The sequence below is a fragment of the Burkholderia thailandensis E264 genome, assembly GCF_000012365.1.
Classification (GTDB): Bacteria; Pseudomonadota; Gammaproteobacteria; order Burkholderiales; family Burkholderiaceae; genus Burkholderia; species Burkholderia thailandensis.
Window position 1 is genome coordinate 3,110,633 of the sequence record NC_007651.1, and the last position, 23,771, is coordinate 3,134,403.

Consider the following 23,771-nt stretch of genomic DNA (forward strand, 5'->3'; position numbering starts at 1 on the left):
TTTTTCTCGACCGCTTACTCTGAATTTTTTTCTGGCGAGACTGAGTTTCTGGAATACCCGGTCACCCCTTCCACGGCACCCGCTTCAGCAACCACTCCCGAAAATGCGTCACAGCCGCCGTATCGCGCCGATCATCGGGCCAAACGAGCTGATACGCGCCGCCGAAGCTCGCGCTCGCATCCGATGCAAGCACCAAATCAGAGCGTTCAACCAAGGGCGTGATCATTTGGTTCCATCCGAGAAGGACACCGTGACCTCGCAATGCAAGCTGCAGCAATACCGGATAGCTATTGGCTGTAATCGTGCGCGAGGGCTTGTATGCGATCTCGCTATCGCATAGGTGGAACCAGTCCCGCCAGCTCATCCATTGGCGCTGCTGCTCCTCTGCCACGAGTAATGTCACGTTCGTCAATTCGTGCGGCGATACGCGCCGGCGTCCCAGGTAGCTGGGCGCACAATAGGCTTGCACCTCCTCTTCGATGATACGGATTCCGCTCATGCCAGGAGGCGGGACATCGCGAATGTAATACACACCAATGTCGAATTCCGCGGGGTTCAGATTGAAAACGCCTTCTCGAACCAAGATCCGAATTGCGACATTGGGATACTCGTGACTGAAATCGGCGATGATGGGTGTCAAAAACATGCCGGCCGTGCCCGACGCACACGCGATCGTGATGCTATGGGGTGAAGGCTCCTTCATGACAAGCGCGGTGGCCTCCGCGCAGCCAGTGAGCATATCGTGGATCCGACCGGCATATGTCTGCCCGGCACGTGTCAAATGAAGCGCCTTTGCATCTCGCACAAACAGCTGCATACCAAGATAACTTTCCAGCTTGACAACCTGTTTGCTGACCGCGCCTTGCGTCACGTTCAGTTCTTCGGCTGCACGCGTGAAGTTACCGTGCCGAGCTGCAGCATCAAAGAACACAAGGCATTGCAGGGGAGGAATCGGGTGAATTTTCATACTCGCTCCATATGGCTCTGATCCACCGACTGGGGATCACAAGCGCATACAAACGCTTGGCGGCACATTTTTCATTAATCGAAAGCGTCATTCAATCGAAAAATCATGTAAACGAAGCTTTCCTCAAAATAGCCCCCTGTTACCGTCACAACGAATGATATGCCCCTCCAAACTCGGCATGTCGCATGCGAACGAAACAGTCGAGTTACGCGTTCCCGGACAATGCACGGCACGCTATCGATACAGTTTCGAAAAATCAAGAATCCTTCAAGCCTATCGTCACGAACCACCGGAAATCACACGCTACGCCGGCATTTCAGAATACTGATCAATGCATTGAAAACCACGCCCAATATACCGGTAACACGCAGGAACGCCACAAAACGGAATACTATCGACCACAATATCCGGACATGAAACTATTGTGGTATCGAAATTATCAATATGGCGACATCGCTTTTCAAGCGGCAAATTCGCCAAATGCCTCTTCAAAAAATCTATCCGAATAGATTCTCTTTTAGTTTATTGGAATGAAAGCCCGACTTGTCGCAAAATCAGGGAGCGTTTACGCACACCGCCGTCAGGCGAAATGGCCCTCGGCCAACCGGGAAACCGACGCATCAATACGCAGCGTGGAGATACGCTTTCCGAGCGGAAAGCCCAATGCTCCGGCTACTACGCTCGACGACCCCGGACTGCGCCGCGCACATCACAACTAGCGGAACCGCGCAGATAGCACGTTGACCGACTTGGTTACATCTTGGCGATATGACCAACGGAGCGAATCGGAACACGAGAGGCGCTCACGAAAGCGCCTGATTTGACTGGCCCGCCCTACACGATTCGAACGTGTGACCTACGGCTTAGAAGGCCGCAGTCTATTGTTTAGATCGATATTGATCGACTTCCCAACACACCCGTATCCTCTTGATATTTAATCACATTTCAGTCCGACGCCGTACCACGATGTTGACTCGGATTGACTGACATCCCTAGAATTCCCCTACACCACGCCTACACGGCGTTGCAAACGGGGGCTACAAGTGACAAAGGAAAATTTCACGATCGAACGGGTCACCGGTTACGAGTGCACGCCAGGGCGACAACAGACGATCTATTGGGACAAGAAGCAGCAAGGACTCGGCCTTCGCGTGACGGCATCGGGCGTGAAGTCCTACGTATTCGAGGGCCGTTTGTTTGGCAAGACCGTTCGGATCACCATCGGCTCGCCCAACGCATGGCCGCTGGAGCGACACGCCACGACCGACGCGGCGACCGGGAAGACGATCGAACGCCTCGGTGCAAGACAGGAAGCGGCTCGACTCAAAGCGCTGATGGATCGCGGCATTGATCCTCGCGAAGAAAGAGCGGAACAGCGCGCTGAACATGAAGCGCGCAAACTCGACGCGCTCAGGCAAAACGCGACTGTATCGGAAGCATGGGCAGCCTACCTGGACGCACACCGTAGCAAATGGAGTGGTCGACACTACTACGATCACGAAAAGCTCGCACAAGCAGGCGGCCTACCCTGGAAGCGCGGACGTGGGACAACGATTCCTGGGCCGCTGGCGACATTAATGCCGCTCAAGCTGACGGATCTCAATGCCGAGCGAGTGGCTATGTGGCTTGAAGCCGAAGCAGAAAAGCGACCAACGAACACTGAACAGAGTTACCGCAAACTGCGTGCATTCATTCGGTGGTGCGAAGACAAACCGGAATATTCAGGGTCTATTGCACCAAATGCGTATGCCGCTCGCGCCGTGCGCGCAGCCGTACCACGCACCAAGGCCAAAAGTGATTGTCTACAACGAGAACAACTGCTTGTGTGGTTCACGGCCGTACGTCAGATTGACAATCCAGTTATCAGCGCATACTTACAGGGCCTCCTGCTTACCGGAGCTCGCCGCGAAGAACTCGCCGCATTGCGTTGGAAGGACGTGGACTTCCGCTGGCGCAGTCTGACCATGAACGACAAGATCGAGGGGACCGGCGGCCGCACTATCCCACTTACGCCATATCTTGCGAGCCTCCTGACAAATCTCAAGCAGATGAACGAGATACCGCCGAACAGACGGCAATTGGCCAGCCTCACCGAAAAAGGAAAGTCATGGTCCCCCTCTGAATGGGTGTTCACCAGCAACAGATCAGAGGACGGAAAGATCGCCGAGCCCAGAAAGGCCCACAATAGTGCAATCGAAGCTGCCGGCCTGCCTCACCTTACATTGCATGGACTGCGCCGGTCGTTCGGTACGCTTTCGGAATGGGTTGAAGTCCCTGTCGGCGTTGTTGCGCAGATCCAAGGCCACAAGCCGTCTGCGCTGGCCGAGAAACACTATCGACGTCGGCCGCTCGATCTTTTGCGCATGTGGCACGATAAAATTGAATCGTGGATGCTGCAGCAAGCCGGCCTTGACCATCTCCTTACGCCTGTTGCCGAGACTTACGCGAGCGATGGAGAGGCAAAGACGGCGTCGGGAAGTTGATAGCCGCCGGCTATTACACAACACGGCTTACAGCGGGACGCTGCACAAAGCCCGATGATGCAGCAGTACCTGCGCCTTATCTGACAAGGGCGGGCTCACAAAGCTACGCTGAAACCCACGCCCGCACTTTTATGGACGGGCCGTTACCGACCCATAGCTGACAGTTGCGATTCCCGAAAGCGGCCTCTCAGCAACGCCGAATCGCGATCCTCCGGCCAGCAATTTCGCACAGCGGTAGCCCAGTACCTGCCGCGCACACTTCTACTGGTTACATTTAGCGTGCTGCAAAGGTTTTCCGCATCAAGGCATTCGGCACAACGACGCCCCGGATTGTCGGCGATCGTTGCTCCAGCACTTCGAATCCAAAGTGTTCAAAAAACGGCTGCGCAGTGCGACTCACATCTGACGTGAGCACTTTCATGCTTTGACGCTGGGCATAATCGTGAATAGTTTCCATGAGGAGACGCCCCACACCCTGACGGGGATGATCGCCCGACACAAAGAAATGATCGATGTAACCGTTCTCTTGCAAGTCTGCGTAGCCGATGAGCGCTCCGTCCGCCTCTATGACAAACGGATTGATTCCCCTTATTCGCTTCTCCCAAATGCTGTTATCCAAATCAGCAGGCGCCCATGCCTCGATCTGGGACGGAGAATAGTCTCTACACGCGATCTGATGGATGGCAGAGTAGTAGACTCTGAACAGAGCCGCCTCGTCGCCGACTTGAAACTTGCGCACATGCATGCCGCTTCCTCCGGGATCGGTTTTCGGTTGACTATTGTCGACAAAACGGGAACGTGTGTCGAATGTCTTAAACTGGCCGATTGCTGCCTCTCGCCATCGCCGACAACTGGTCGGATGGCGAACTTCATGCAGAGGCATTCGGGGCGCTGGTAATCTCGGGCTGCGTCGATTCAGTTGATCAGTTCGACCTCGTCTTGTACGAACCATCCGTACTGTAGGATCGCACTGCGAGCCAGCGCTGGATCCGGCGAGTAGTAGACGATGGCCAAGCTCTTCTCTGCCCGGCTGCAGGTCACATAGAACAAGCGGCGAGTGCGGTCCGAACCGGTCTCTCGGCCGGCGGCTTCGTTTTCAAGGTCCGCCTTTGACTTCTCCTTGGTACCGAAGAATTTGTCGTAGGCAAAAAGAAAACCTCGCGCCTCGTCGTCATTGATCACGACCAATACGCGCGGGAACTCAAGCCCCTTGACGCCCTGATGCGTCGCGAATTGCGACTGTCCTCGCGCGTACAAGTCGTAACGCTCGATCTGGCTCAGTGGCGCCTCAAGGGCTTTGCTCCATGCGCTCAGCTCAGGACTGGTGTCTTCGGCTTCTCCGTCCTCGGTGCGCTCCATCTGATCGCCCTGCCCTGCGTTGTCCTCGGCCGCTACCGCCTTGGCGTCACCGGAAACGAAGGGAGCAAGCGTGTCCGGGATGGAAAACAGACCCGTCTGCGCAACAAACTCGAGCACTGCCTGAGCATTGATCTCAGGCTGTTCCGTGATCAGCGCAAGAAGCCCGTCGCACGCCGCCTTAGCCTTACCGAGCTGCGCGACCTGATTCGATCCAGCCTCTTGAAGCGCTGCGCGATCCAGAAGGGGCGACGACGCCTTGACGATCGCAGTAGCCGCGAAGCGGTCGTTGGCACGAAGTGCATTGACCAGCGGCAACACGTCCCTGATGAAGAACCCAAGACCTGCTCCGGCGCCTTGAAGCAGGCTCGTCCGGAGGTTGTCGATCGCCCAAAGCGGCTCGAAGAATTCCGCGAAACCGAATCGCCTGGCAGACATCAGGTGCTCAAGGGCGAGCGTCTTCACCGTGTCAGAGTTCTGCCAGGCCGGGTCACCAGCAATCGTCGCCATACGCTGGCGTACGGCCGCTTCAATGGCGAAGGGGTCGGCGCCCGCTTGGGGCGCGATGAAGACCCGGACCACACCCTTTTCAGCGTCGCTGCGGGGGACCTGTTCCTCGCCATCGACATCGCGGCGGATGCTGTTGATAACCTCGACGACGCGGGATGGGCACCGGTGGTTCATCCGCTTGCGAGGCATAGCCCACCTGGCCGGGATGGCCTTGTCAAGCCGCTCTTTTCCGTCCGAGTAGATGCGCTGCATCAAGTCCCCGAAAAGCCCGAGGCTGAACCGACCATGGAACTCTTCCTCAAGATGCAGGAAGGCGTCCATGAGCGCCTTGTTCGTGTCCTGGCTTTCATCAATGAGCAAGACCGGACACCTGCTGACCAACATCCGCCGCAGTCCAGGTTTGCTGGTCAGGAAGGCCGCCGTCATGGCGATAACCTCCGAGTGGTTCAGAGAGTCGCGTGTTCGGTTGTCGCTGGTCGGGCTGTAGATGAACTTAACGACGGAATCCAGACGCGCCAGGCGGCGACGTTTGCTCTCCATGGATCGAAGCCGTTCAACGCCCGCTTTCGTGTTGGGGCGCCCCTTCTTGTGCTGCTCCTCAAGCTCTGCAATCTCCTCTTCAAGGTTCTTGGCGACCCACTGACGGATGTCGGCGTTGAAGCCCTCGATCAGCGACCATGAGAAGGCATGGATCGTCATGACCTCAACGCGAGAATCGAATTCAAGGCGTTGCTTGATTTCGTCGCAAGCGGCGTTGGTGTAGGTGATGACACCAACCTTCTTGCCGGTCAGGGTAAGTTGCCGCCCGTGCTCGCCATCGATCGTCTTTCTGACGGCGCTGACCAGTGATCGCGTCTTCCCTGATCCAGCACCTGCGTACAGGAAAAAGCTTCTGGGCTTGCTCAGGTCAAGACATGCGATGATCGTTGCGTCGGCCTCGGCATCGAATTGATCGTCGGCGACCGTCATGGCTTCGCTCCCGGCCCAGGACTCGCGGCGGTAGCAACTGAAACGGCCGTGGCCGGCGCCGTCGTCAAGATTTCCACCTGCTTCTTCTCCATCTGTTTCAGCAGCCACTCCAGACCCTCGGCGATGTACTGCGGCACATTCAGTTTGTTGAAGTCATCCGCCATCAAGACATCGAGAGCGAATTCGGCCTTCTTGCCATCTTTGAGCGCGGTGTACATGCTGGCACCAACCGCGGTTGCACCGCCACCCTTGGCGATGGCTGCTCGGAACTTGGCGTTCAATCCCGGGCCGGCAAACGCAGCGAAGAAGGTCACGTTCTCGAACACGAGAGCGTCCTCAAAGGTGTAGGGGTAGGCGGTCTCCTTGGCGGTGGAGCCCGGCATCGTGACCTCAACAGGTGTTTGGTAGGCCGCGCGCACTGCGAACAGCGTGTCGCCAGCATCCGTGATCGTCTTGGCCGCCTGCGTCGCACTGACAAGGGCGTCGACGTCGTCCAGAGCTGGCACCCAGGTCTTTAGAGTGGCGTTGTTGGTTTTCTGGCCTGCGCCCAAAGCGGGTTGAACTGACGAGCCCCCCGTCGCTGTCAGACTGTCCAGGTCGGTGACGATCAGCGTCAGTAAGCCCAGATGATCGATCAGCGGGCGCAGACGATGGGCGTGGCTACCACCAATCTCCAGCAAGGTGACGTAGCTCTGATGCAGCACCTTGTAGTGGGCCCGAATGAAGTTGGGGATGAGCATGCGCTCAGCCGGTCCCTCGACGAGGATCGCTGCGTCGGCAAAGAACAGGTCGGCGTGCTGTGCACGCAAATATCGGGTGACGAAGCGCTCGGTCTCCGTGCCCTCCCCGAAGACCTGCGACAGGTTGACCACCGTCGACACCGGCACCTTGGCCACCATACCAGCAGGCAGTCTGCGGAAATACCGCAGGCTTGCAAAGGGCGTCTCATGCGCAACGTGACTCGAATGCGTGCTGACGATAAGTTGCGTACGCAGTGCGTCGCTTTCCCCCAGCTCTGGGCGCCTACGCAGCACCTCGTACGCCTTCTTGATAAAGACTTGCTGCACCTGCGCATGCAAGTGAGCTTCAGGCTCCTCCACGAGAACCAGGTGAAGTGGTTCAATGCTCGCAGCCTCGGAACTCTTTGACGCTTTGCCGACGCGCATCCAGGCATCGCGAAAGCTCATCAGCCGGAAGATCATCGAAATGAGGTTCTGGTAACCCAGCCCGTTGCTGCCCTCCGGCAACAGCAGGATGGGCGTAACCGCGCCCGCATCCGGAACCACATCGACCTCGAAATTGACCGCCGCGCTGTGGTTCAATCCGTCGATCGCACGCAAGCGTGTCGATACGCGCGGACGCGGGTCACTGACCCCCGGATAGCCCAGGCCCGCCACCTCGGTAAAGCATTCATTGAAGCTTTCCATCAGCTTCAGGTCAAATGCATCCTCAGCCGCCTCCATGGCTTGCAAGGCCTCTAGGTCCGTGGGATCCGGCCCCTTTGCTGGATCCAGATGCTTGGCGTAGTAGCTTCTGAGTTGTTCAGAGAGTCGTGTACCACCCGCCGAGGTTTGAAGCTCGCCTTCGTCTTCGCCCCCATTCTGGATCTCGCCAAAGCCGCGTTGCGCAGGGATGTCATGCACCTTAATCAGGCCACTGAGAGGATCGCCCTCGATCGGCAATGCCGATGCCGGAAGCGACTGCGGCAAGGCCCGAAGCTTTTCAGGGTTGGCAAGTAGCGCTGGATCCAGCGGATAAGCCCGGATCGTGAACATCGAGGTTAGCCGCTTGGAGAGGAAGTCGACCAAGGTTTCGGGCCAGACTGTCAACTTGGGTGAGGGCGCCGCGCCGGCAGCCTTGGCAGCTACGGCAGCCGCAGCTGCTGCGCGCATGGCATTGGCTTCGGTGACCGCGGTAATGAACTCTTTAAACAGCGCCTTCATGTCTTTGGGCTCGTAGCGCAGTCGCACTCCCAGCCGCCCGCCGGTCCAGTCCATGAGCGGGACCAAATCTCGGACCCGGTGGACCTCGTCCTCCTTGACCTGCAGCCACAGATCCAAGGCCGGCAGCGCTTGCACCCAGGGATCCAGGGTGAGGTCAGTCGCGACACCCTCCAGGTTCGCCTGAAGCCACGTTTCGCCAATGTCCACGAGCGCTGGCAAGTGGCACAACGTGAAGTCGTGGATGTCAAACGGACAGCGACGAGGCGTTAGGAAGCGCCGTAGGGCCAACATAGCTGACGTCTTGCCGCTGTTGTTCGCGCCGACGAACAGCGTTGTCTTGAGCGACAGATCCACGCGGGCCGACAAGAGCTTCCTGAAATTCGCGATCTCGACGAATTCGATATGCATTTCGCACCATCCCCTCTGCATGTAATTTTTGTAACGTTAACCGAAGCATGACGCAACTGATAGCTGGGGGCGAGGCCTCGGAATCAGTTCAGTTGCGGTTCTCGCCACAGGTCAACGTCTCGTATCGAACCCAGCGAACATTTGAAGCCAAGAATCGAGCGACTACATCCAGTTGCGGATTCAACCCGTCGATGCAACACACTTGAGGCTGCGTAGCAGGTTATCGTGCCTCGCATCGCGACCGCGCCTACGCGAGTGAAGTCATGGCCCGATTCGCGGCGGAATTCATAGTACCGCTTCACCCCGCGCCATTCGAGCGTCAGAAGCGTACGCCCCCGTTCAGCGGCAGCCTCGACCAGACGAGCATATGCAACATCGGGCTTGCGATGTATACGTGTCGGAGAAGTACCTTGGCTCATTGTCTTCAGAACTGAGCGGTCACCTGAAAACCGAGCGTCACACGTGCCGTCGGAAAACCTGACGGCTTGTAGACAGGCGTACCCGCGAAGAGATCGTACGCATAGGAGCCGAATCGCGTGCCGACACTCCCCTTCACGCCGATCACAGCACCCGCCAGTTGCGTGCCGACGAGTGCGATCGGCTGCGGCCCCCATACGCGGCCATAATCGAGCCCCGCATAGAGCGCCTGCCCCATCTGCCCAATCGGCGCCTGTAGCTCGTTGCGCCAGTAAAAGCCACGTGCCGCCGCCAGCATCGTCTCGCCGTCGAAACCGCGTACTGTATACCGACTGCCAATCGTCAAGTCGTCGATGTAGTACAGCGTGTTTCCGGTGTACTGGCCGTGGAATGTGCCGACATAGCGGAATGGCTGCTTGCCGATCGCGAACGGCACCGACAGGTTCGCATCGAGCACCGCCATCTTGAAACGATAGGTCGGCCCACCACCCGCCGCCAACGTATCGTCCTGAGCGCCCAATCCACCGACGCCTTGACGATATGCAAGTGAGCCATCGAACTGCGCGCCGCCGAAGTAGTGGCGATCGGTCAGGCCGAGTTCGATCATCGTGTTATTGCGGCGTTGCTGCGAGATTTCGGTGTCTTCGATAAAGCTTTGCCCGAAACGACGCGACAGGCGAACGTACCCACCGAACACATCATTCTGACTACGCGACAGCACGCGGGCCAGCTTGAAATCGACCGTCTTTGAATTGCCGCTCGCGACGAATGTCTGATTCACGCCAGCAATCTGCTGGTAGTACGTGTTCGTGTAAGCGGACAGCGTGGCCGTCCAGTAACCCCACGGAATCGAATAGAAACCGTTCCAGCCGTGCGAGCCGAGGCGCTTGTCCCCAAACTCCAGATCCTGGCTGACGCCGATGTTGAAGACGTCGTTCAGGCCGAGCGGATTGTCGATGCCGAGCGACAGATTGCCTTGCAGCTTGCCAGTCGCACGCGTGCCGGAGTTGTCGACGGACGCGACGACGGTCCACGGTTTGCCTCGCTTCACGTCGAGTACGACATCGCTTTCGCCGGGAAGCTCGCCCGGAACGATTTGCATCGAAACGTCCTGGCTCGACACGCGTTTCATTTGCTCGAGGCCCTGTTCGAGATCGCGCAGGTTCAGCAGTTCGCCGTCGCCCGTTGGAAATGCGGTCTTCCACGTGCCGCGCAGTTTCTCGTCGGCGAAGCGCACGTGGCGGACCACACCCGGGATCAGCGAAAACTTGAGGATACCGGTCGACAGATCCTGTTCAGGAAGTAGTACACGCGTCGTGACGTACCCGCGCGCTAGGATCGCTTGCGACAGACCCTTGACGAGGATGTCGAGGCCCTGTTTTCCGATGCACTGGCCAGCATAGTGCTCAAGCCATTCACGCGCGAAGGCGAAGCGATCCATGGGCAACGCCGACGCGCCTTGCGATTTCAGCGAGGTAGGCAGCGCATCGGGTACGTCGAGCCCAAAACGGTCAATGCGAAAGCACGGCGTTTCGGATGGCAGCGCTGGATACCCTGCGCTCGCCGTTACGCTCGAACGCACCCCGGGCGCTGTGACGGTCCGTTCGCGCTCGCGCGCTTCTTCCTGCTGTCGGATTTGCTGGTCGTTGCCCGAAATGATCGGGCGAGGAGCTTCTTGCGCCGACACGGCCATTGGAATCAGCCATGCGGCCGACAGCAGCACGACCGGGGTACGGATTGTCATAAATGTGGTCTTGTTCGTTCGATTTTATGGCTTGGGTGCTAAATGCCCCGGAATCCAAACCCATTCGGTACCGCTCCATTTCCAAAAGCCCATGATCCAGATCGTGCTCGACCACGACGGCAACACGGGCTCCATTTCTGGCCTCGGCGGAGGACGCGGGGGTGCATCAGGTGGCACGGTCTCGCATGCAGCGAGAAGCGCCGACATGCCAAACGCCAGGACCACGGGCCATTTGGATTTCTTCATCATTGCCTCAATGTCAGCGACGTCGACTGATCATGCCTTGAACCACCGGGAAACCCGGCCGATCAGTCCCTGCGGAGGGGGCACCCACCCCGGCTTCAGAAAGTCGTAGACGTCATCGTAGCGATCAAGAGGCTTGACCGGCATCAACTCCATTGGCACTAGCGGATGATCGATTTCAATTGGGAGACCACGACGCCAGCAAATTTTTGTCTCAAGCGTTCCAAGGTATGAGATGAAATTCTCCAAATCCGGCCAAACGCATTTGACGTTTGCGTGCCGCTTTTCAATCAACGCCCTTAACCCCGCAGCATCGCGCGCCAGAAGCAATGAGAAAAAATACTCACCATTTGAAATAGCCTGTCGATCGGCTTTGGTTCCATTTTTGCGCACGTTCTCGATCAGGGCTTCCAACTCCTGATCCTTACCCAAGATTGCGAGCTGGAATCTGTATTGGAAGGCTGCCGTTGACTTCGGATCACATCTTCCATCCAATAGCGCCGAGGTTTCAATCTTCGCCGCCGTCTCGATAACGCTCTGATTGTCAGATAAGATTGCGCATAGTAGCTCGAGTCCGTTGGTGAAGCTAGCGCCGCCATCCAGACCACAACTCGCTATAGACAATTTCGACGACAGATAAAAATTCTGTTTGCTCGCAGCAATATTATTTGCGCCAAAGTAATCTAAAACTGCCTGCGCTCTTGCGCGGCTGGCTAGTCCATCGTAAACCGTGCCAAGACGAACTTTCGACCTCCGATAGATCAGGTCATGGACCAGCTCGGGGATCATTTCCTTGTTGACATTGACAAGGTTAGTCAATTTATCAATTTCGGCTCGACGATTCATGGCGTATTCCTTGGCACCTTGACAACCACCATCCCATTAGAGTTGACCCCAGAAACCGTTTTGACGAGATTTCCATTTCTAAACGCTTGCTCGACAACTTCGGCCGTCTTAATAAGTTGGGGGTCACCCGTATCTTTCAGTCTTTGAACCGAATATGCGACCCAGTTATCCGTCTGCTGCCCCGGAAGTCCCGTGGCGCTGTTTGGAGGATTCAAACTGATCGATCCAGATTCATTAAGAGGCTTGACCTCGTTAACGTAGACAGTATTTCCTTTAACGTAGACTCCGTCAAAGCAGTTGGCGCCGCACTTCCCGTCAAGCGGGGTAAAACCATTCCGCACGAAGTAGTTATTCGCCACATATTCACGGGCCTGGCCCTGCAAATCCTTCGACGGCAGCTGGTCGAGTTGTGACAGCACGCCTTGTTCCGCGGTATTCAATTTCACCGGCATGCTCTCCATCGTCACCTTGCCGGTGCTGATGAATCCTTTGCCTGTCGGATTCACAGGTCCCGCCAACCAAACATCAATCGACTCGCCCACGCGTGCAGCCGTCGACGCGATCTTGTTTGTAAGGATACCGCCGATGACCGTTTCCTCGATCGTGTAATCGGGTTTCACGGAGCCGTTTTGCGTGGCGAAGGAATCCACTCGACTCTGATCGCGCTGGCTTGCACCCGGCACGATCGAGCCAGGCAGCGAGCCCAATATGGCATTCAGGCTTTGATTGGAACGTTGCTCGGGTGTCGCACTGAAATACGTCTGCGCCGAACCGTCGGAGATGATAGGCGAACCGCGTACCAGAATCGGCTTGCCCATATACTGCGACAACATGTCTTGCGCCGTCTGAAGGTTCGTCAGGTAGGAGCTGAGGCCCCCCATCGCGCCTTCGCTGGTCGGATTGTTCGCCGTCTGGATCAGCGTCTGGAGATAGGCCATGTTCTCCTTGTTCGCCGTGTCGTCGACCATTCCCTTCGCCGCGCGCTCGAGCATGTCGGTCCAGTAGGTCGTTGCCTTCGCCACGCAGCTTGAATCGCCGCGGCATACCGCCTGCGCCTTTTCCTTTGCGAGCTGCTCGACAACCTTCACCTCTTCTACGTGAAGCTGTCGATTGTAAAGCTCGTTGTTGACAGCCGAGCCCGCACCGGCCAGCGCACCGGATGAACCTCCACCCGCGACAGCGCCAGCCGCCGCACCGCCGGCCGTCGCCACGATCTCGTTCAACGCATTCCGCGCGGCGGCTTGCGCGCTCAGCGGCAACTGGCTCACCGTCTGATCGATGATCGGCTGCGCCAGGGACTGCAGCACATCACCGGCCAGTGAACCCGCGACCGCTCCGCCGATGTTGCCACCCGACAGCGCTGCCCCGATCGCCGCCACTGCGGCGTGCAGCGCGTCGCGACCTGCACCGCCTTCGCCGAACAATGCCTTCATCTGCGGGCTGCTGTTTTCCAGCTGAGTCGCCGCTTCCGCCACCGCGAACGTCGCCACCTTGCCGAACGCCTGCGCAAAGGCCATATTGTTCTGGACCTTCTGCAGGTTGAATGTGTTCTCCACCGTCTGGTTCGCGTTCGCCGTGTCGCGCGACAGCCCGGCCGTGCTGTCCGTGCCGTTCTGCTCATCCGATTTGACGACGATCTTCGCCGGGCTCACCGCGGCGCGCGTGACACCGCTCGCGCTATCACCCGTCTGTGCAAAGCTCGGGCCGCCCGACGTCGAAAAACCTTCCGACGATCCCGAATACGACATCTTGTTCTGGATGTCGGTAAATCCGAGGCTGCCGGTCGTCAGCGTATTGCTGTCTGCCGGCGCCGCGCTCGCGATCTGTGCGCCGTTGAGCTGCGTATGGCCCGCCACGTTGACATCAAACCCTTCCTTGCCAGCCACGATGCCGGTTTGCTGGTTCACCGACGCATAATTCGCGTCGATGCTGGTGTGGCCGATCGATGCGTCGACGCCGCCACCATAGCCGAACGTAAAGCTGCCGCTGACGCCCGTGTTGTGCTGGTTGCTGCTGTAGTTCGACGTATCCTGAAGGCTCGTCATCGTCAGGTCGCCGCCGACATCGACCTTGACCTTGTCGCCTGAAACCTTGGCGCCCGACAACGTCGTGTCACCACCCGACTTCATCGTCAGCGTGTTGCCGGCCGCCACCGTCGTGTTGGTTTGCGTGACGCTATCGCCGTTGCCCTGTCCGTGCGAGTTCGAGCCATTCGCGAAGACGCTGATCCCCGTATTCTTGCCCACGCCGATCGCCACGCCTGCATTCCAGCCGGTCGAACTGTTCGAGCTCGTACTCTGTTCGGTGCTCTGCGCGCTTTGCAGCGTGATCGCGTTGTTGGCGTCGAGCGCGACGTTCTTGCCGAGCACTGACGCTCCGGTCATCGCAATGTTTCCGGTGCCCGCCTGAGCGTTTCCGTTTGCGTCCGGTGTGCCCGTCGCGGTGATGGAGACGTTGCCGTTGCCTATGATCGACGAACCTTTCGCGCTCGAGATCGATGTCGTCGCATTGCTGCTGCTATGGCTCGACCCGATGCTGAACTGTACCTGAACGCCCTTGGCAGCTTCGCTCACGTTCCCGTTCGACAGGGCATTGGCCGCGTCCTTGATCCCGCCGCGGTTCTGGTAAGCCTGTTCGGCAGCCGCCACGGCCTGTACTGCGGCGAGGCGCGAATCGCCCGACTGCTGGCCTTGGCGGACGGCGCCTGCCATCGACTGTCCGAGTCCGACCAGGCCGCCGCCCAATCCGACACTCAAACCCGACTGGCTAAACTGCTGCGACTGCGCGTCCTTGTAGGTGTCGTACGCAGCATTTACCGTCACGTTTTGAGCGGCGATTCCGACATCCTGGCCCGCCACAATCGTGCTACCGGTAATCGTGGCATCCTTGCCGGCCTGGATCGTGACATTGCCCTGCGATGACCCGATCACACTCCCCTTATTCGTCACCGAGCTGCTTTGGTCTTGCTGGGCGGCCGAGCGCGAACCCACCGTCACTGACAAACCACCATTCGTGAGCAGACCCGATTCCTTCTTGTCGAAATAGCTGGACGATTGAGTCGTGTCTTGCGAGGTCGTGATGTTGACGTTGCGCGTCGCCTGCAACGTCACGTCGTTCGTGCCAACGACGTTGCTACCCGCCACGTTGATGTCGCGGTTGCTGACGATGTTGACGCCGTCGGCCGACACCGTGCTGCCCTGGCTATAGGTCGCCGTCTGGTCGATGCCGCTTGCAACCTGCACGCCGCTCACGACATTGCTGTGGCTGTGCGTTTCGTGCGAGTTCAGCACATGCGTTTCGGTTGCCGCGCCGATATTCACATCGCCGCTCGCCATCAGGTTCGCATTGCCTTTATCCAGGCTGACCGTGCTGCCGCTGATCGTGAGATCCTTGCCAGACGCCAATGTGACGGTATCGCCACCCTTGAACGTCGTGCCTGTGAGCGCCTGATCGGACGTGTGCAGCGTCTCCGCATAGCTGCCGTGACTGTCGCTGCCCGAACTGTTGCTGTTCACCGTCGATGTCGCGCTCGCCGCGCCGAGCGTCACGTTGCCCTTGGCCGCGATTGTCCCGCCCTGGCCAAGGTCGATCTGCGCGCCCTTGGCCGTCAGGTCTCCGCCGACGCCGATGCTCGACTGTCCACCGACCGTCACCGAGCTGCCGGTGACCTTGTTGATGTCGGTATTCGACACGCCGTTCGCCCGCTGCACGATCTTGTGCTCGCCCGTCTGCACCGCGCCGAGATCCCAGTTGCCGCCAACGTTCATGCCGAGATTGCCGCCGACCGACAGGTTGCCCGCGTTCTGCTGGAAGTTGCCGCCCGTCGTGATCGACGCATCGCCCGCAACGTCAAGTTTGGCGGTCGGCCCGAGCGTGGTCACCACGCTCGTCGCGCCGTCGCGGCTCACACGCGTGTTCGTCTTCGTCGCCGTGTCGAGAATCAGATCCTTTCCGGCGTCCAGCTGCAAACTGCCGGCTTTCACGTTCGCCGACGTCAGGTCGACGTTGTTCTCGGTCTTCAGCGACATCAGCCCACCGCTTTGCAGCGCGCCGAATGCGTTGTCGATCTGCTTGCCCTGGATCGCCAGCGTGTTGTCCGCCTTGATCGTGCCGCTGTTCGTGAACGACTGTGCATTCTGGAAATCGACATTCGTCGCACTGATCAACGGGCCATCGATATTCTGCTGGCTGGCCTTCGCGAGATATACGACCGGCACGAGCACCGACTGACCGTCGACCACCCGCGTTTCCATCATGACCACGTTGCTGGTCAGCTTCGACACCTGATCGGCCGACAGGCTCGCGCCTATCGGCAGATCGAGCGACTTCGACAGATCCGCGCCGGCCGCCATCAGCGACTGATACATCGTCTCCAGGTCGGCATACGGCCCGAGTACCGCCTTGCCGGTCAACGACGTGACTTCGTTTCGCACGAGTTGCTGCTCGTAGAAACCGTCACCGAGACGCTTCGGGATGTGCGTGAAGTCGACGCCGAGCTGACCGAAGAAGTAGTCGCTCGAAATGAAATTCTTCTGGTTCGTGAACGCCGGATTCGTTTCGATCACGTAGCTCGCATTCGGGGCGGTAGTCGGCCGGTAGAGCCCGCCCTGCGGAATCGTGAGGTTGTTCAGCACGTTCAGCGCCGTCGCACTGGCGATGATCGGATCGACCGGCGCCGACTGACCGCCATGCACGGCCGACGCACCCGATTTTGCACCGCTCGCGTTACCGCTCAAGTTGGTGGGGGTGAGACCCGGCACCGACTGACCCGGCAGCAAGCCGAGCGACGGAATCGATGCGTTGCCCGCCGTGTTGCTGACGCTGACGCCCGTGCCCGAAATCGTACCGTTCGAGCTCATCGTCGAAAAGTAGCCTGGCAACTTGTAATCCTTGATCGATGCCGGCGCCGCCTGCGTATAGCCGCCCGGGCGGCCGGTCACGAACGGCGCGTTGCCGAACGGCAATTGCCAGTCGTGTTCGGTGTTGTCGTAGTTGTTGTAGTGATACTGGCCCGAGTAGGAGACTGACACGCCCGGCAGGTTCTGACCGGACGCCGCCCAGCCGTCCGCGTCGTAGCGGGCCGGCATCTTGATGTCGCCGACCGCCGCGATGTTGCTCCAGTAGTTTTGCAGCGTGCCGACCGACGACGCATCGATCTTGCCGCCCGACACGATCTGGGCAGCCGGGCTGATGTCCGTTACGGTCGTCGCCGTCGCGCTGTCCGCATAGTAGGTCGTGAACTGATACGTACTGTTCCACTGCCCGCCGTGAGGCGGCTCGGTGTAGACGCCGCCGATGCTGTCCGGATCCTTCACGCCGACCTGGCCCGTGCGGCCGCTGATCGGAATGCCGAACTGGCCGAGCAGCGACGGATCGATCGCGCTGGTCGACGTCTTCATCACTCGCCGCGTGCTCGTTATCTTGTCCGCATGCAGTTCCATGTCGCCTTCGGACTGGATCAGGGCAGACACATTGTTGACCAGCGCGGCGTTCGTGTAGTTGCCGCTCGCGTCCTTGCCGCCGCCCAGCACGACCTTGCCCATGCCGAAGATAGCGGTCGTCGCCATCGAATCTGTCGCAGTCGTGTCGTCGCGGTTTTCGATGTCGTGCGCGAGGATCTCCAGCGTGCCGTTGCTGTCGGATGCACCGATCAGCGCGGTCGGCCCGAGGTTCGAGATCGTGTTCGTCGCGTTGAGCGAGGCGCTGGCGCCCACGAGCGCGCCGGTATTGATCAGGTTGGTCGATTGCGTGTGCAGCAAGCCGCCGGCCGTCAAAGCGCCCACGTTGACGATGTTGCCGGCGTTGACGCTCAGGTTGTTGACCGATTGCAGGTTCGCGTTGTTCGTGAAGGTGCCGGGCAGCGTGAAGGCAAGATCGTGACCGACGTTGAACTGCGTATCGGATGCCGCCGTGTAATCGCCCTGCAGGTTCACGTTGGCATCATGCGTCGCGCTGTATGTGCCGCCGCCCTGCAGCGTGGCCGCCGCGACCGACAGGTCGTGCGTCGAGCTGATCTGGCCATTTGTATTCGTGATCGCGCCGATCGTCTTGACGTCCACGTCGCCGTTCGAGTTCGTGACGTTGCCGATCGTGCCGCCGCTGTTGTCCAAGGTGTTGCCCTGAACATGAAGCGATGCACCGCTGAGCTGACCGCTCTGCGTGTTGCTGATTGACGCGGCGCTGACCGTCACATCGCCGTTGCCGGTAATCGCGCCCATGCCCGCGACGCCGCTGGCGTGGCTGTTGGCGATCTGGCTGCCGCCTTGCACCGTCATCTTGCCCGCACCGAGGTCGACAATGGCGCCGTCAGCGTTGTCGATCGAGGTCGATTCAATGGCGAGCGTGCTGCTGTCGCCCGCAACCAATTGCCCCGCCTGGATGTGGCCGCCTCGATTTGACAGAGCGCCGCCGTTCTTCAACGACAGCGACGCGTCCGATCTCAGCAGGCCCTGTGTGTTGTTCACGTCGCCTGTGATGGTCGCGTTGATGCCTCGCTGCGCGGCGAGAATACCGCTCGCGTTGTTCCAGGCGGCCGCGTTGACGATGGCTTGTCCCTTCGTCACGATGGTGCCCGACGCGTTGTTCAGCGCGCTGGCTCCATTGCCCGGCGCAATAGTCAGCGTGCCGGTGCCGGCATGCGTAATGGTGCCGCCTGCGTTATTCAGCTCGGCTGGCGCCAGCGTCAGATCCGCGGCGTTGGTCTGGATCACCCCGGCGGCCGAGTTGTCGAGTGTGCCGCTGACGTTCATCCCCATCGCTGACGATCCATACTGCGTGATCGTGCCGCCGTGGTTCACGAGGTTCGTTGCCGTCAGCGCAAGCTGATTGGCTTCGAGCTTGCCGCCACTGTTGTCGAGCGTCGAATCGGCGGTAACCGACAGGTTCGGTGCAACGATCGATCCGCCCTGGTTCGTCATCGAGCCGGTGCGGATCGTCGCGTTCGCGCTGGCGCCGATCTGGCCGCCGTCGTTCGACAGCGTACCGCTGGTGACGCTCAGATCCGTGTTCGACAACAGCTTGCCGTTTGCGTTGTTGAGCGTGCCGCCGACGGTTGCCGCCAGTCCGTTCTGCGCGTTGATCGAGCCCGCCGTGTTGTTCAGCGCTCCGGTTTGTGCGACGACGCGCCCGTTGCTGGCGATCGAACCGCCCACGTTCGACACCGACCCCGTACCTCCGCCGAGCGTCAGCGTGCCGTTGCCCGCATGCGTGATCGTGCCGCCATCGTTGACGAGCGCGGCAGGCGCGAGTGTCAGATCGGTACTGTTGGTTTGCAGCGTGCCGCCATTTGAGTTCTCGAGCGTGCCCGACACGTTCACGCTCATCGCGCCGGCACCGGTCTGCGTGATCGTACCGCCGTGGTTCACGAGGTCGGTCGCGTTCAACGACACCTGATCGGCCTGCACAACGCCTGCGCTATTGTCGAGGGTCGTGCCCGTCAGCGCGGCCGTCTGACCGACGATCGAGCCGCCGTTGTTGATCAAGCGCGCGCCCGCATCGACAGCCACCTTTTGCGCAGCCTGCAGCGTGCCGCTGCCGTTGTCGACCGACTGGCCCGATACCCGCAGATTCGTGTTGGATGTGATCGCGCCGCGATTGACAACGTTTGCGCCTTGGACCGACACATCGCCATTGCCGCCGATCACACCGCCTTGCGCGCCGTTCGCGGTCGTCCCTGCGACGTTGGTCAACTGGCCACTCGTCGTCACCGACAGGCCATCGCCGTTGAGCGACGTAATTCGGCCCGCCGTGTTGTCCAGCGACGCACCGGCCACCGTCATGCCGGCCGCGCTTTGAAGGGTGCCCTGGTTGTTCGCGATGGCGCCGCCATGCACGTCCGCCGTGCTCTCGGATACCAGTTCGCCGGACTGGTTGGCGATCTGGCCGGCGACGTTGACCGACAACGGCCCCTGCGATGACACCTTGCCACTCTGGTTCGACAGACTGCCACCGGTCAGTGTCGTACTGCCTCCGCTCGACAGGCTGCCGTGATCGTTGATCACGGTGCTCGCTGCCTTCGCCTGAATGGCGCCTTGCGCGCTCGTCATCGCGTTCGAGAGGTTCACGTCGCCGGCTGTCGCGTTCAGCGACAGATTGCCATTCGCTGCCGTCTGGCTGCCGGCGAGATTCACGCTGCCGCCCGTCAGCGATGCGTTGCCGCCCGCGACATTCTGGCCGGTGGCGGTCAGTTGGCCCGACGCCGTCAGGTTCAGGTCGCCGCTGTGCGTTACGGTACCGTCGTTGTTCACGCCGGCGCCGAGCGTGCCGGTCGAGTTGACGCTGCCCGCGTTGACCGCTGTATTCTGCTGCGCCGCGAGCGTGCCGCTGTTCGTGAGATCGGCACTTGTGCTGGCCGACAACGACTGCTGCGCATACGTGGTGCCGCTGTTCTGGATACCACCCGCGGCCGACAGCGCCATATTGCCGCTCGCCGTGGTCTTACCCGTCAGGACGAGCCGGCCGTTCGACTGCAGCGTCAGGTCGCCTGCCTGCGCCGCGATCGTCCCGGCGTTCGCGACACCCACGCCTGCGGAGTTGCCAACCAAAAACACCCTATTGGCATACATGCCACCTAACTGAGCTACGTCAATCGCGACAGCCGGCGCAGGACCGTCACCGGCGATCTGCGTCACAGCAAGCGTGTCGTGATTAACCTGGTTCGTACCGCCAATTACATTGAGATTCTTCGCATAGATCGCGGCATTGGCATGTACAGCGCGGGCAATGATGTCAGTCTGATCAACATTCGAGGTATCGAGGCCCGCACCTTGCACTGTCACGAGACCACGATTGACGTTGAAGCCCGTCAACGATCCGTCCGCGCCAAACTGCGGCACGCCAGTTGTCAGGACTGCGCGAGAGGTATTGATGAACCCGCCACCGTCCACGACGATACCGGCAGGGTTGGCCAGCACAATCTCCGCACGGCTTCCCGCTATCTCGACGTACCCTTTAATCTGGCTGGCCGCCGTGCTGTTGACCTGGTTGACGATGATGCGCGCCGCCTGCCCCGCACTCAGGTTCGGGTTGCCGTTGATATAGCCCGCTTGTTGCGTGTTGACGATCGTCGGCGAGTTGTTCAGGATGGCGCCGGCATGCGACACGTCAAACTGGTTGTAGGTGTTCAGCGAAACGCCGGCGCCACCCGGCTTGTTGATATTCACTTGCGGCAGGCCGTTGGGCGTCTGGATTACCGATGGTGCATTCGGCCCCGCTCCGACGATTTGTGCGTGCACCCACATCGGCATCGCGCCCGCGGCAATCAGCGCAGCAAATGCCGCAAAACGTAACGCAAACCGCGTCACTACATGCACACCGCTGCGATCGAGGGTACGCCGCGTTTCACCTGCGCTTGCTTTCCCCGCTGAGCTGGCCGTTTCTTCCACTGCGACCAACATTCCGTGCACGCGGCTGAACACCAGCCGATAATGGTTTTTATTCATAACCTTGGTCTACTCGCGATTTTCGTTCGATCCGCCCTCACGGCCTCGAACATCGCATGGAATCTAATTGAAACCGTGGAAAGGCAGCGTCAAAGAGTGTCAATCGTTGCCGAGATGCGACGGACGAAACAACTCCATTGCTCGATTACTGCCACACCAGTCCGACTATCTCGATATTTTGGATAACGACATACTCTATCGACCGCAAATATCGAAGGTATTTTTAATCGCAATCCGCGCGAATCTTACCTCACGCATCATCTCAAAAACATCCCTGACAGAATTGCGAGGTCGAATCGGCACTCGACGAGGAATTTACTTTCTTTCAACCACATATCACCTTCCTGAGTACAGCCAGCTACGGCCGCTCCGTCGATGCATTTCCGCATCGGCGCACTTCGCTCAGGAGTTTCCGTGATCTCTGATCCCCCTACCTTTGTGCTGATCGGGCTGGGCCTCGCTCTCGTCGCCATGTTCGCGGTGGGTTTCTATTGGCTCGCTACCAAGGACCGGCCGGCACGCCGACACGCAGCTGTTGCGCCCCCGCCGACTCGCAACGCTGCCGACCCGCGTTCCGTCGACGTCGATGAATTCGACGAATGGGAGGCGTTCGCGCCGTATCCCGACCGCGCACTTCACGCCGCGCATGAAGCCAACGCCGAATCGGTCAATGGCTATCCGCCGTTCGGTCGGCGTGAAGAGCCCGCCCATGCGCCCCAAGCGACCGACGCACGCCACGATCTGCACGACGTGATCGAATCGTTGATGGGTGAACCGGACAAGCCGGCGCCGCCCAAGCCTGCCACTGCGTCGTCATCCGGGCCGACGATTCGCTGTCCGCGTTGCCTGTCATCGCGCATCGACACACGCAATCGCGCCCGCAAGGCTGGCAGCACGATCGGCAGCGTTGCAGGGGCGACGGGTGGCATGGCCGCCGCGCTCGCGGGCGCTGAGACAGGCGCCGTCGTGGGCTCGATCGCCGGACCACTTGGTACGGTCTTCGGCGGACTCGCGGGCGCTGTGATCGCAGGACTCGTCGGCAGCGCTGCGGGCTGCGCAGCCGGGTCCGCTGTCGGCGCGGCAATCGATGACAACGTTTTGGACAATCACCACTGCCTCGCGTGCGGTCACGCATTCAGTGCCGCGCAGAGCTGAACGGCTCGCCTCCCCCTCCCTCCTTTCTTTCCACTATCCCCATTTTTCGTCCGGCTTCAGCTGGGCTTTATGCACTGTGATTTTTGAATAGGAGAGTTTCCTCATGCATCTCGTTCAATCTATGGCGTTTACTGGTGCCGAGCCCTGGCACGGCCTCGGCAACAAGCTCGCTCCGAAACAACCGCTCGAAGTCTGGAAACGTGCCGCCGGCATGGACTGGCGAATCGAAGAAGCCGAAGTGCGCTTCGTCGCCACTGGCAATCGCAGCCTCGGCTCGATTCACGCGTTTCCCGAACAGAAGGTCTTGTACCGGTCGGACACCAAAGCACCGTTGTCCGTCGTTTCGGCTCGCTATCAGGTCGTGCAGCCCGAAGAGATTTTGGAGTTTTATCGAGACCTGACGGAGATCGGTGGTTTCCAGCTCGAGACCGCGGGTGTGCTCAAGGAGGGCCGCAAGCTCTGGGCGCTCGCCCGCACCGGTCAGTCCGGCATGCTTAAAGGCAAAGACGAGGTAAATGGCTACCTGCTGCTCGCCACGGCATGCGACGGCACGCTCGCGACGACGGCGCAGCTCACGTCGATCCGAGTAGTCTGCAACAACACGCTGCAAATCGCCTTGGGAAACAACGCCGGCGCGATCAAAGTCTCGCATCGATCGCAGTTTGATGCAGCCGTCGTGAAGCGCCAGCTCGGCATCGCCGTTTCCACATGGGACGCCTTTGTGGCCCGCACCAAAGCGTTGTCCGAACGCAAGGTGACGGACTCGGCGGCCGAAGCGTTCCTGCGCCGCGTGCTGACCTACTCGACAGCCAATCTCCCGGATCGCGAAACGGTCGCCGTCAACGAACGCGCGATCAGGGCGGTGGGCCAGCTCTACGCCGGTCGCGGCAAGGGTGCGGATCTTGCATCCGCGTCGGGTACCGCATGGGGATTGCTGAATTCGGTGACGGAATACGTCGATCACCACCGGCGTGCACGCACCGACGATCACCGCCTCGACGCAGCATGGTTCGGCGCCGGAGCAACGCTCAAGCAACGCGCCTGGGACGAGGCGATGAAACTTGTCGCATGACCAAGGCCATGCCGCCTCTGGCCGTCGACATGCGAATTCAGATCCCGCGTGGAGCGGGGTTACGGTTCGGCGGCCGTTACGCCACGATCCTGCAAATCAAACCTCAGGGTACGACTGTCCACCTCGGAAACGGCAAGCTCGTGACATTCGCGCACGACGCATTGCAGGACGCCCTTCGCCGTATCGGTTCCGAATAGCCTGCGTATCCCCTCACCTCC

At 59.8% G+C, this 23,771-nt stretch carries 12 protein-coding genes; 4 read left to right on the forward strand and 8 right to left on the reverse strand.

Annotated features, from left to right (window positions below):
- Positions 1-61 precede the first annotated feature (61 nt).
- Positions 62-967, reverse strand: coding sequence for a LysR substrate-binding domain-containing protein (locus tag BTH_RS26050; protein WP_011402462.1), 906 nt, complete (start codon positions 965-967; stop codon positions 62-64).
- A 1,043-nt stretch (positions 968-2,010) separates the two neighbouring features.
- Here BTH_RS26050 and BTH_RS32275 point away from each other — a divergent pair.
- A complete protein-coding gene (locus BTH_RS32275; RefSeq protein WP_009891805.1) occupies positions 2,011-3,450 on the forward strand; it encodes a tyrosine-type recombinase/integrase in 1,440 nt (479 codons plus the stop codon).
- A gap of 274 nt (positions 3,451-3,724) precedes the next feature.
- Here the strand turns inward: BTH_RS32275 and BTH_RS26060 are convergent, their stop codons facing one another.
- The 7 genes from BTH_RS26060 to bcpA form a co-directional block, all read right to left on the reverse strand.
- On the reverse strand, positions 3,725-4,333 hold the full coding sequence (locus BTH_RS26060) for a GNAT family N-acetyltransferase (protein ID WP_227739561.1): 609 nt from the start codon (positions 4,331-4,333) through the stop codon (positions 3,725-3,727).
- A gap of 32 nt (positions 4,334-4,365) precedes the next feature.
- Positions 4,366-6,285, reverse strand: coding sequence for a UvrD-helicase domain-containing protein (locus BTH_RS26065; RefSeq protein WP_009891810.1), 1,920 nt, complete (start codon positions 6,283-6,285; stop codon positions 4,366-4,368).
- Positions 6,282-8,636: an AAA family ATPase gene (locus tag BTH_RS26070; RefSeq protein ID WP_009891812.1), complete on the reverse strand. Its 2,355-nt coding sequence runs from the start codon at positions 8,634-8,636 to the stop codon at positions 6,282-6,284. The genes BTH_RS26065 and BTH_RS26070 overlap by 4 nt, the downstream gene beginning before the upstream one ends.
- A gap of 424 nt (positions 8,637-9,060) precedes the next feature.
- Entirely contained in the window at positions 9,061-10,797 is a 1,737-nt protein-coding gene (locus BTH_RS26075; RefSeq protein WP_011402463.1) for a ShlB/FhaC/HecB family hemolysin secretion/activation protein, read from the reverse strand.
- Positions 10,798-10,821: 24 nt separating this feature from the next.
- On the reverse strand, positions 10,822-11,046 hold the full coding sequence (gene bcpO, locus BTH_RS32280) for a CDI system lipoprotein BcpO (RefSeq protein ID WP_165981570.1): 225 nt from the start codon (positions 11,044-11,046) through the stop codon (positions 10,822-10,824).
- Between the two features lie 27 nt (positions 11,047-11,073).
- Positions 11,074-11,886: a contact-dependent inhibition immunity protein BcpI gene (gene bcpI, locus BTH_RS34685; protein ID WP_011402464.1), complete on the reverse strand. Its 813-nt coding sequence runs from the start codon at positions 11,884-11,886 to the stop codon at positions 11,074-11,076.
- Complete coding sequence (gene bcpA, locus BTH_RS26080; RefSeq protein ID WP_011402465.1) at positions 11,883-21,326, reverse strand: contact-dependent inhibition toxin BcpA; 9,444 nt, start codon at positions 21,324-21,326, stop codon at positions 11,883-11,885. Before bcpA ends, bcpI begins: the two co-directional genes overlap by 4 nt.
- Positions 21,327-21,740: 414 nt before the next feature.
- Between bcpA and BTH_RS35375 the strand changes: the two genes are divergently transcribed.
- From BTH_RS35375 to BTH_RS26095, 3 genes are all read left to right on the forward strand, one after another.
- Complete coding sequence (locus BTH_RS35375; protein ID WP_227739560.1) at positions 21,741-22,481, forward strand: hypothetical protein; 741 nt, start codon at positions 21,741-21,743, stop codon at positions 22,479-22,481.
- 103 nt (positions 22,482-22,584) lie between these two features.
- Positions 22,585-23,553: a DUF932 domain-containing protein gene (locus BTH_RS26090; RefSeq protein WP_009891820.1), complete on the forward strand. Its 969-nt coding sequence runs from the start codon at positions 22,585-22,587 to the stop codon at positions 23,551-23,553.
- Entirely contained in the window at positions 23,550-23,750 is a 201-nt protein-coding gene (locus BTH_RS26095) for a hypothetical protein (RefSeq protein WP_009891822.1), read from the forward strand. The genes BTH_RS26090 and BTH_RS26095 overlap by 4 nt, the downstream gene beginning before the upstream one ends.
- The last annotated feature ends 21 nt before the right edge of the window (positions 23,751-23,771 follow it).

Bases quoted from the DNA above. Each gene is read 5' to 3' on its own strand.
- bcpO (WP_165981570.1), bottom strand. From the start codon at position 11,046: ATGATGAAGAAATCCAAATGGCCCGTGGTCCTGGCGTTTGGCATGTCG.
- bcpI (WP_011402464.1), bottom strand. From the start codon at position 11,886: ATGAATCGTCGAGCCGAAATTGATAAATTGACTAACCTTGTCAATGTC.
- bcpA (WP_011402465.1), bottom strand. From the start codon at position 21,326: ATGAATAAAAACCATTATCGGCTGGTGTTCAGCCGCGTGCACGGAATG.
- BTH_RS26075 (WP_011402463.1), bottom strand. From the start codon at position 10,797: ATGACAATCCGTACCCCGGTCGTGCTGCTGTCGGCCGCATGGCTGATT.
- BTH_RS26065 (WP_009891810.1), bottom strand. From the start codon at position 6,285: ATGACGGTCGCCGACGATCAATTCGATGCCGAGGCCGACGCAACGATC.
- BTH_RS26095 (WP_009891822.1), top strand. From the start codon at position 23,550: ATGACCAAGGCCATGCCGCCTCTGGCCGTCGACATGCGAATTCAGATC.
- BTH_RS26050 (WP_011402462.1), bottom strand. From the start codon at position 967: ATGAAAATTCACCCGATTCCTCCCCTGCAATGCCTTGTGTTCTTTGAT.
- BTH_RS26090 (WP_009891820.1), top strand. From the start codon at position 22,585: ATGCATCTCGTTCAATCTATGGCGTTTACTGGTGCCGAGCCCTGGCAC.
- BTH_RS26060 (WP_227739561.1), bottom strand. From the start codon at position 4,333: ATGCCTCTGCATGAAGTTCGCCATCCGACCAGTTGTCGGCGATGGCGA.
- BTH_RS26070 (WP_009891812.1), bottom strand. From the start codon at position 8,636: ATGCATATCGAATTCGTCGAGATCGCGAATTTCAGGAAGCTCTTGTCG.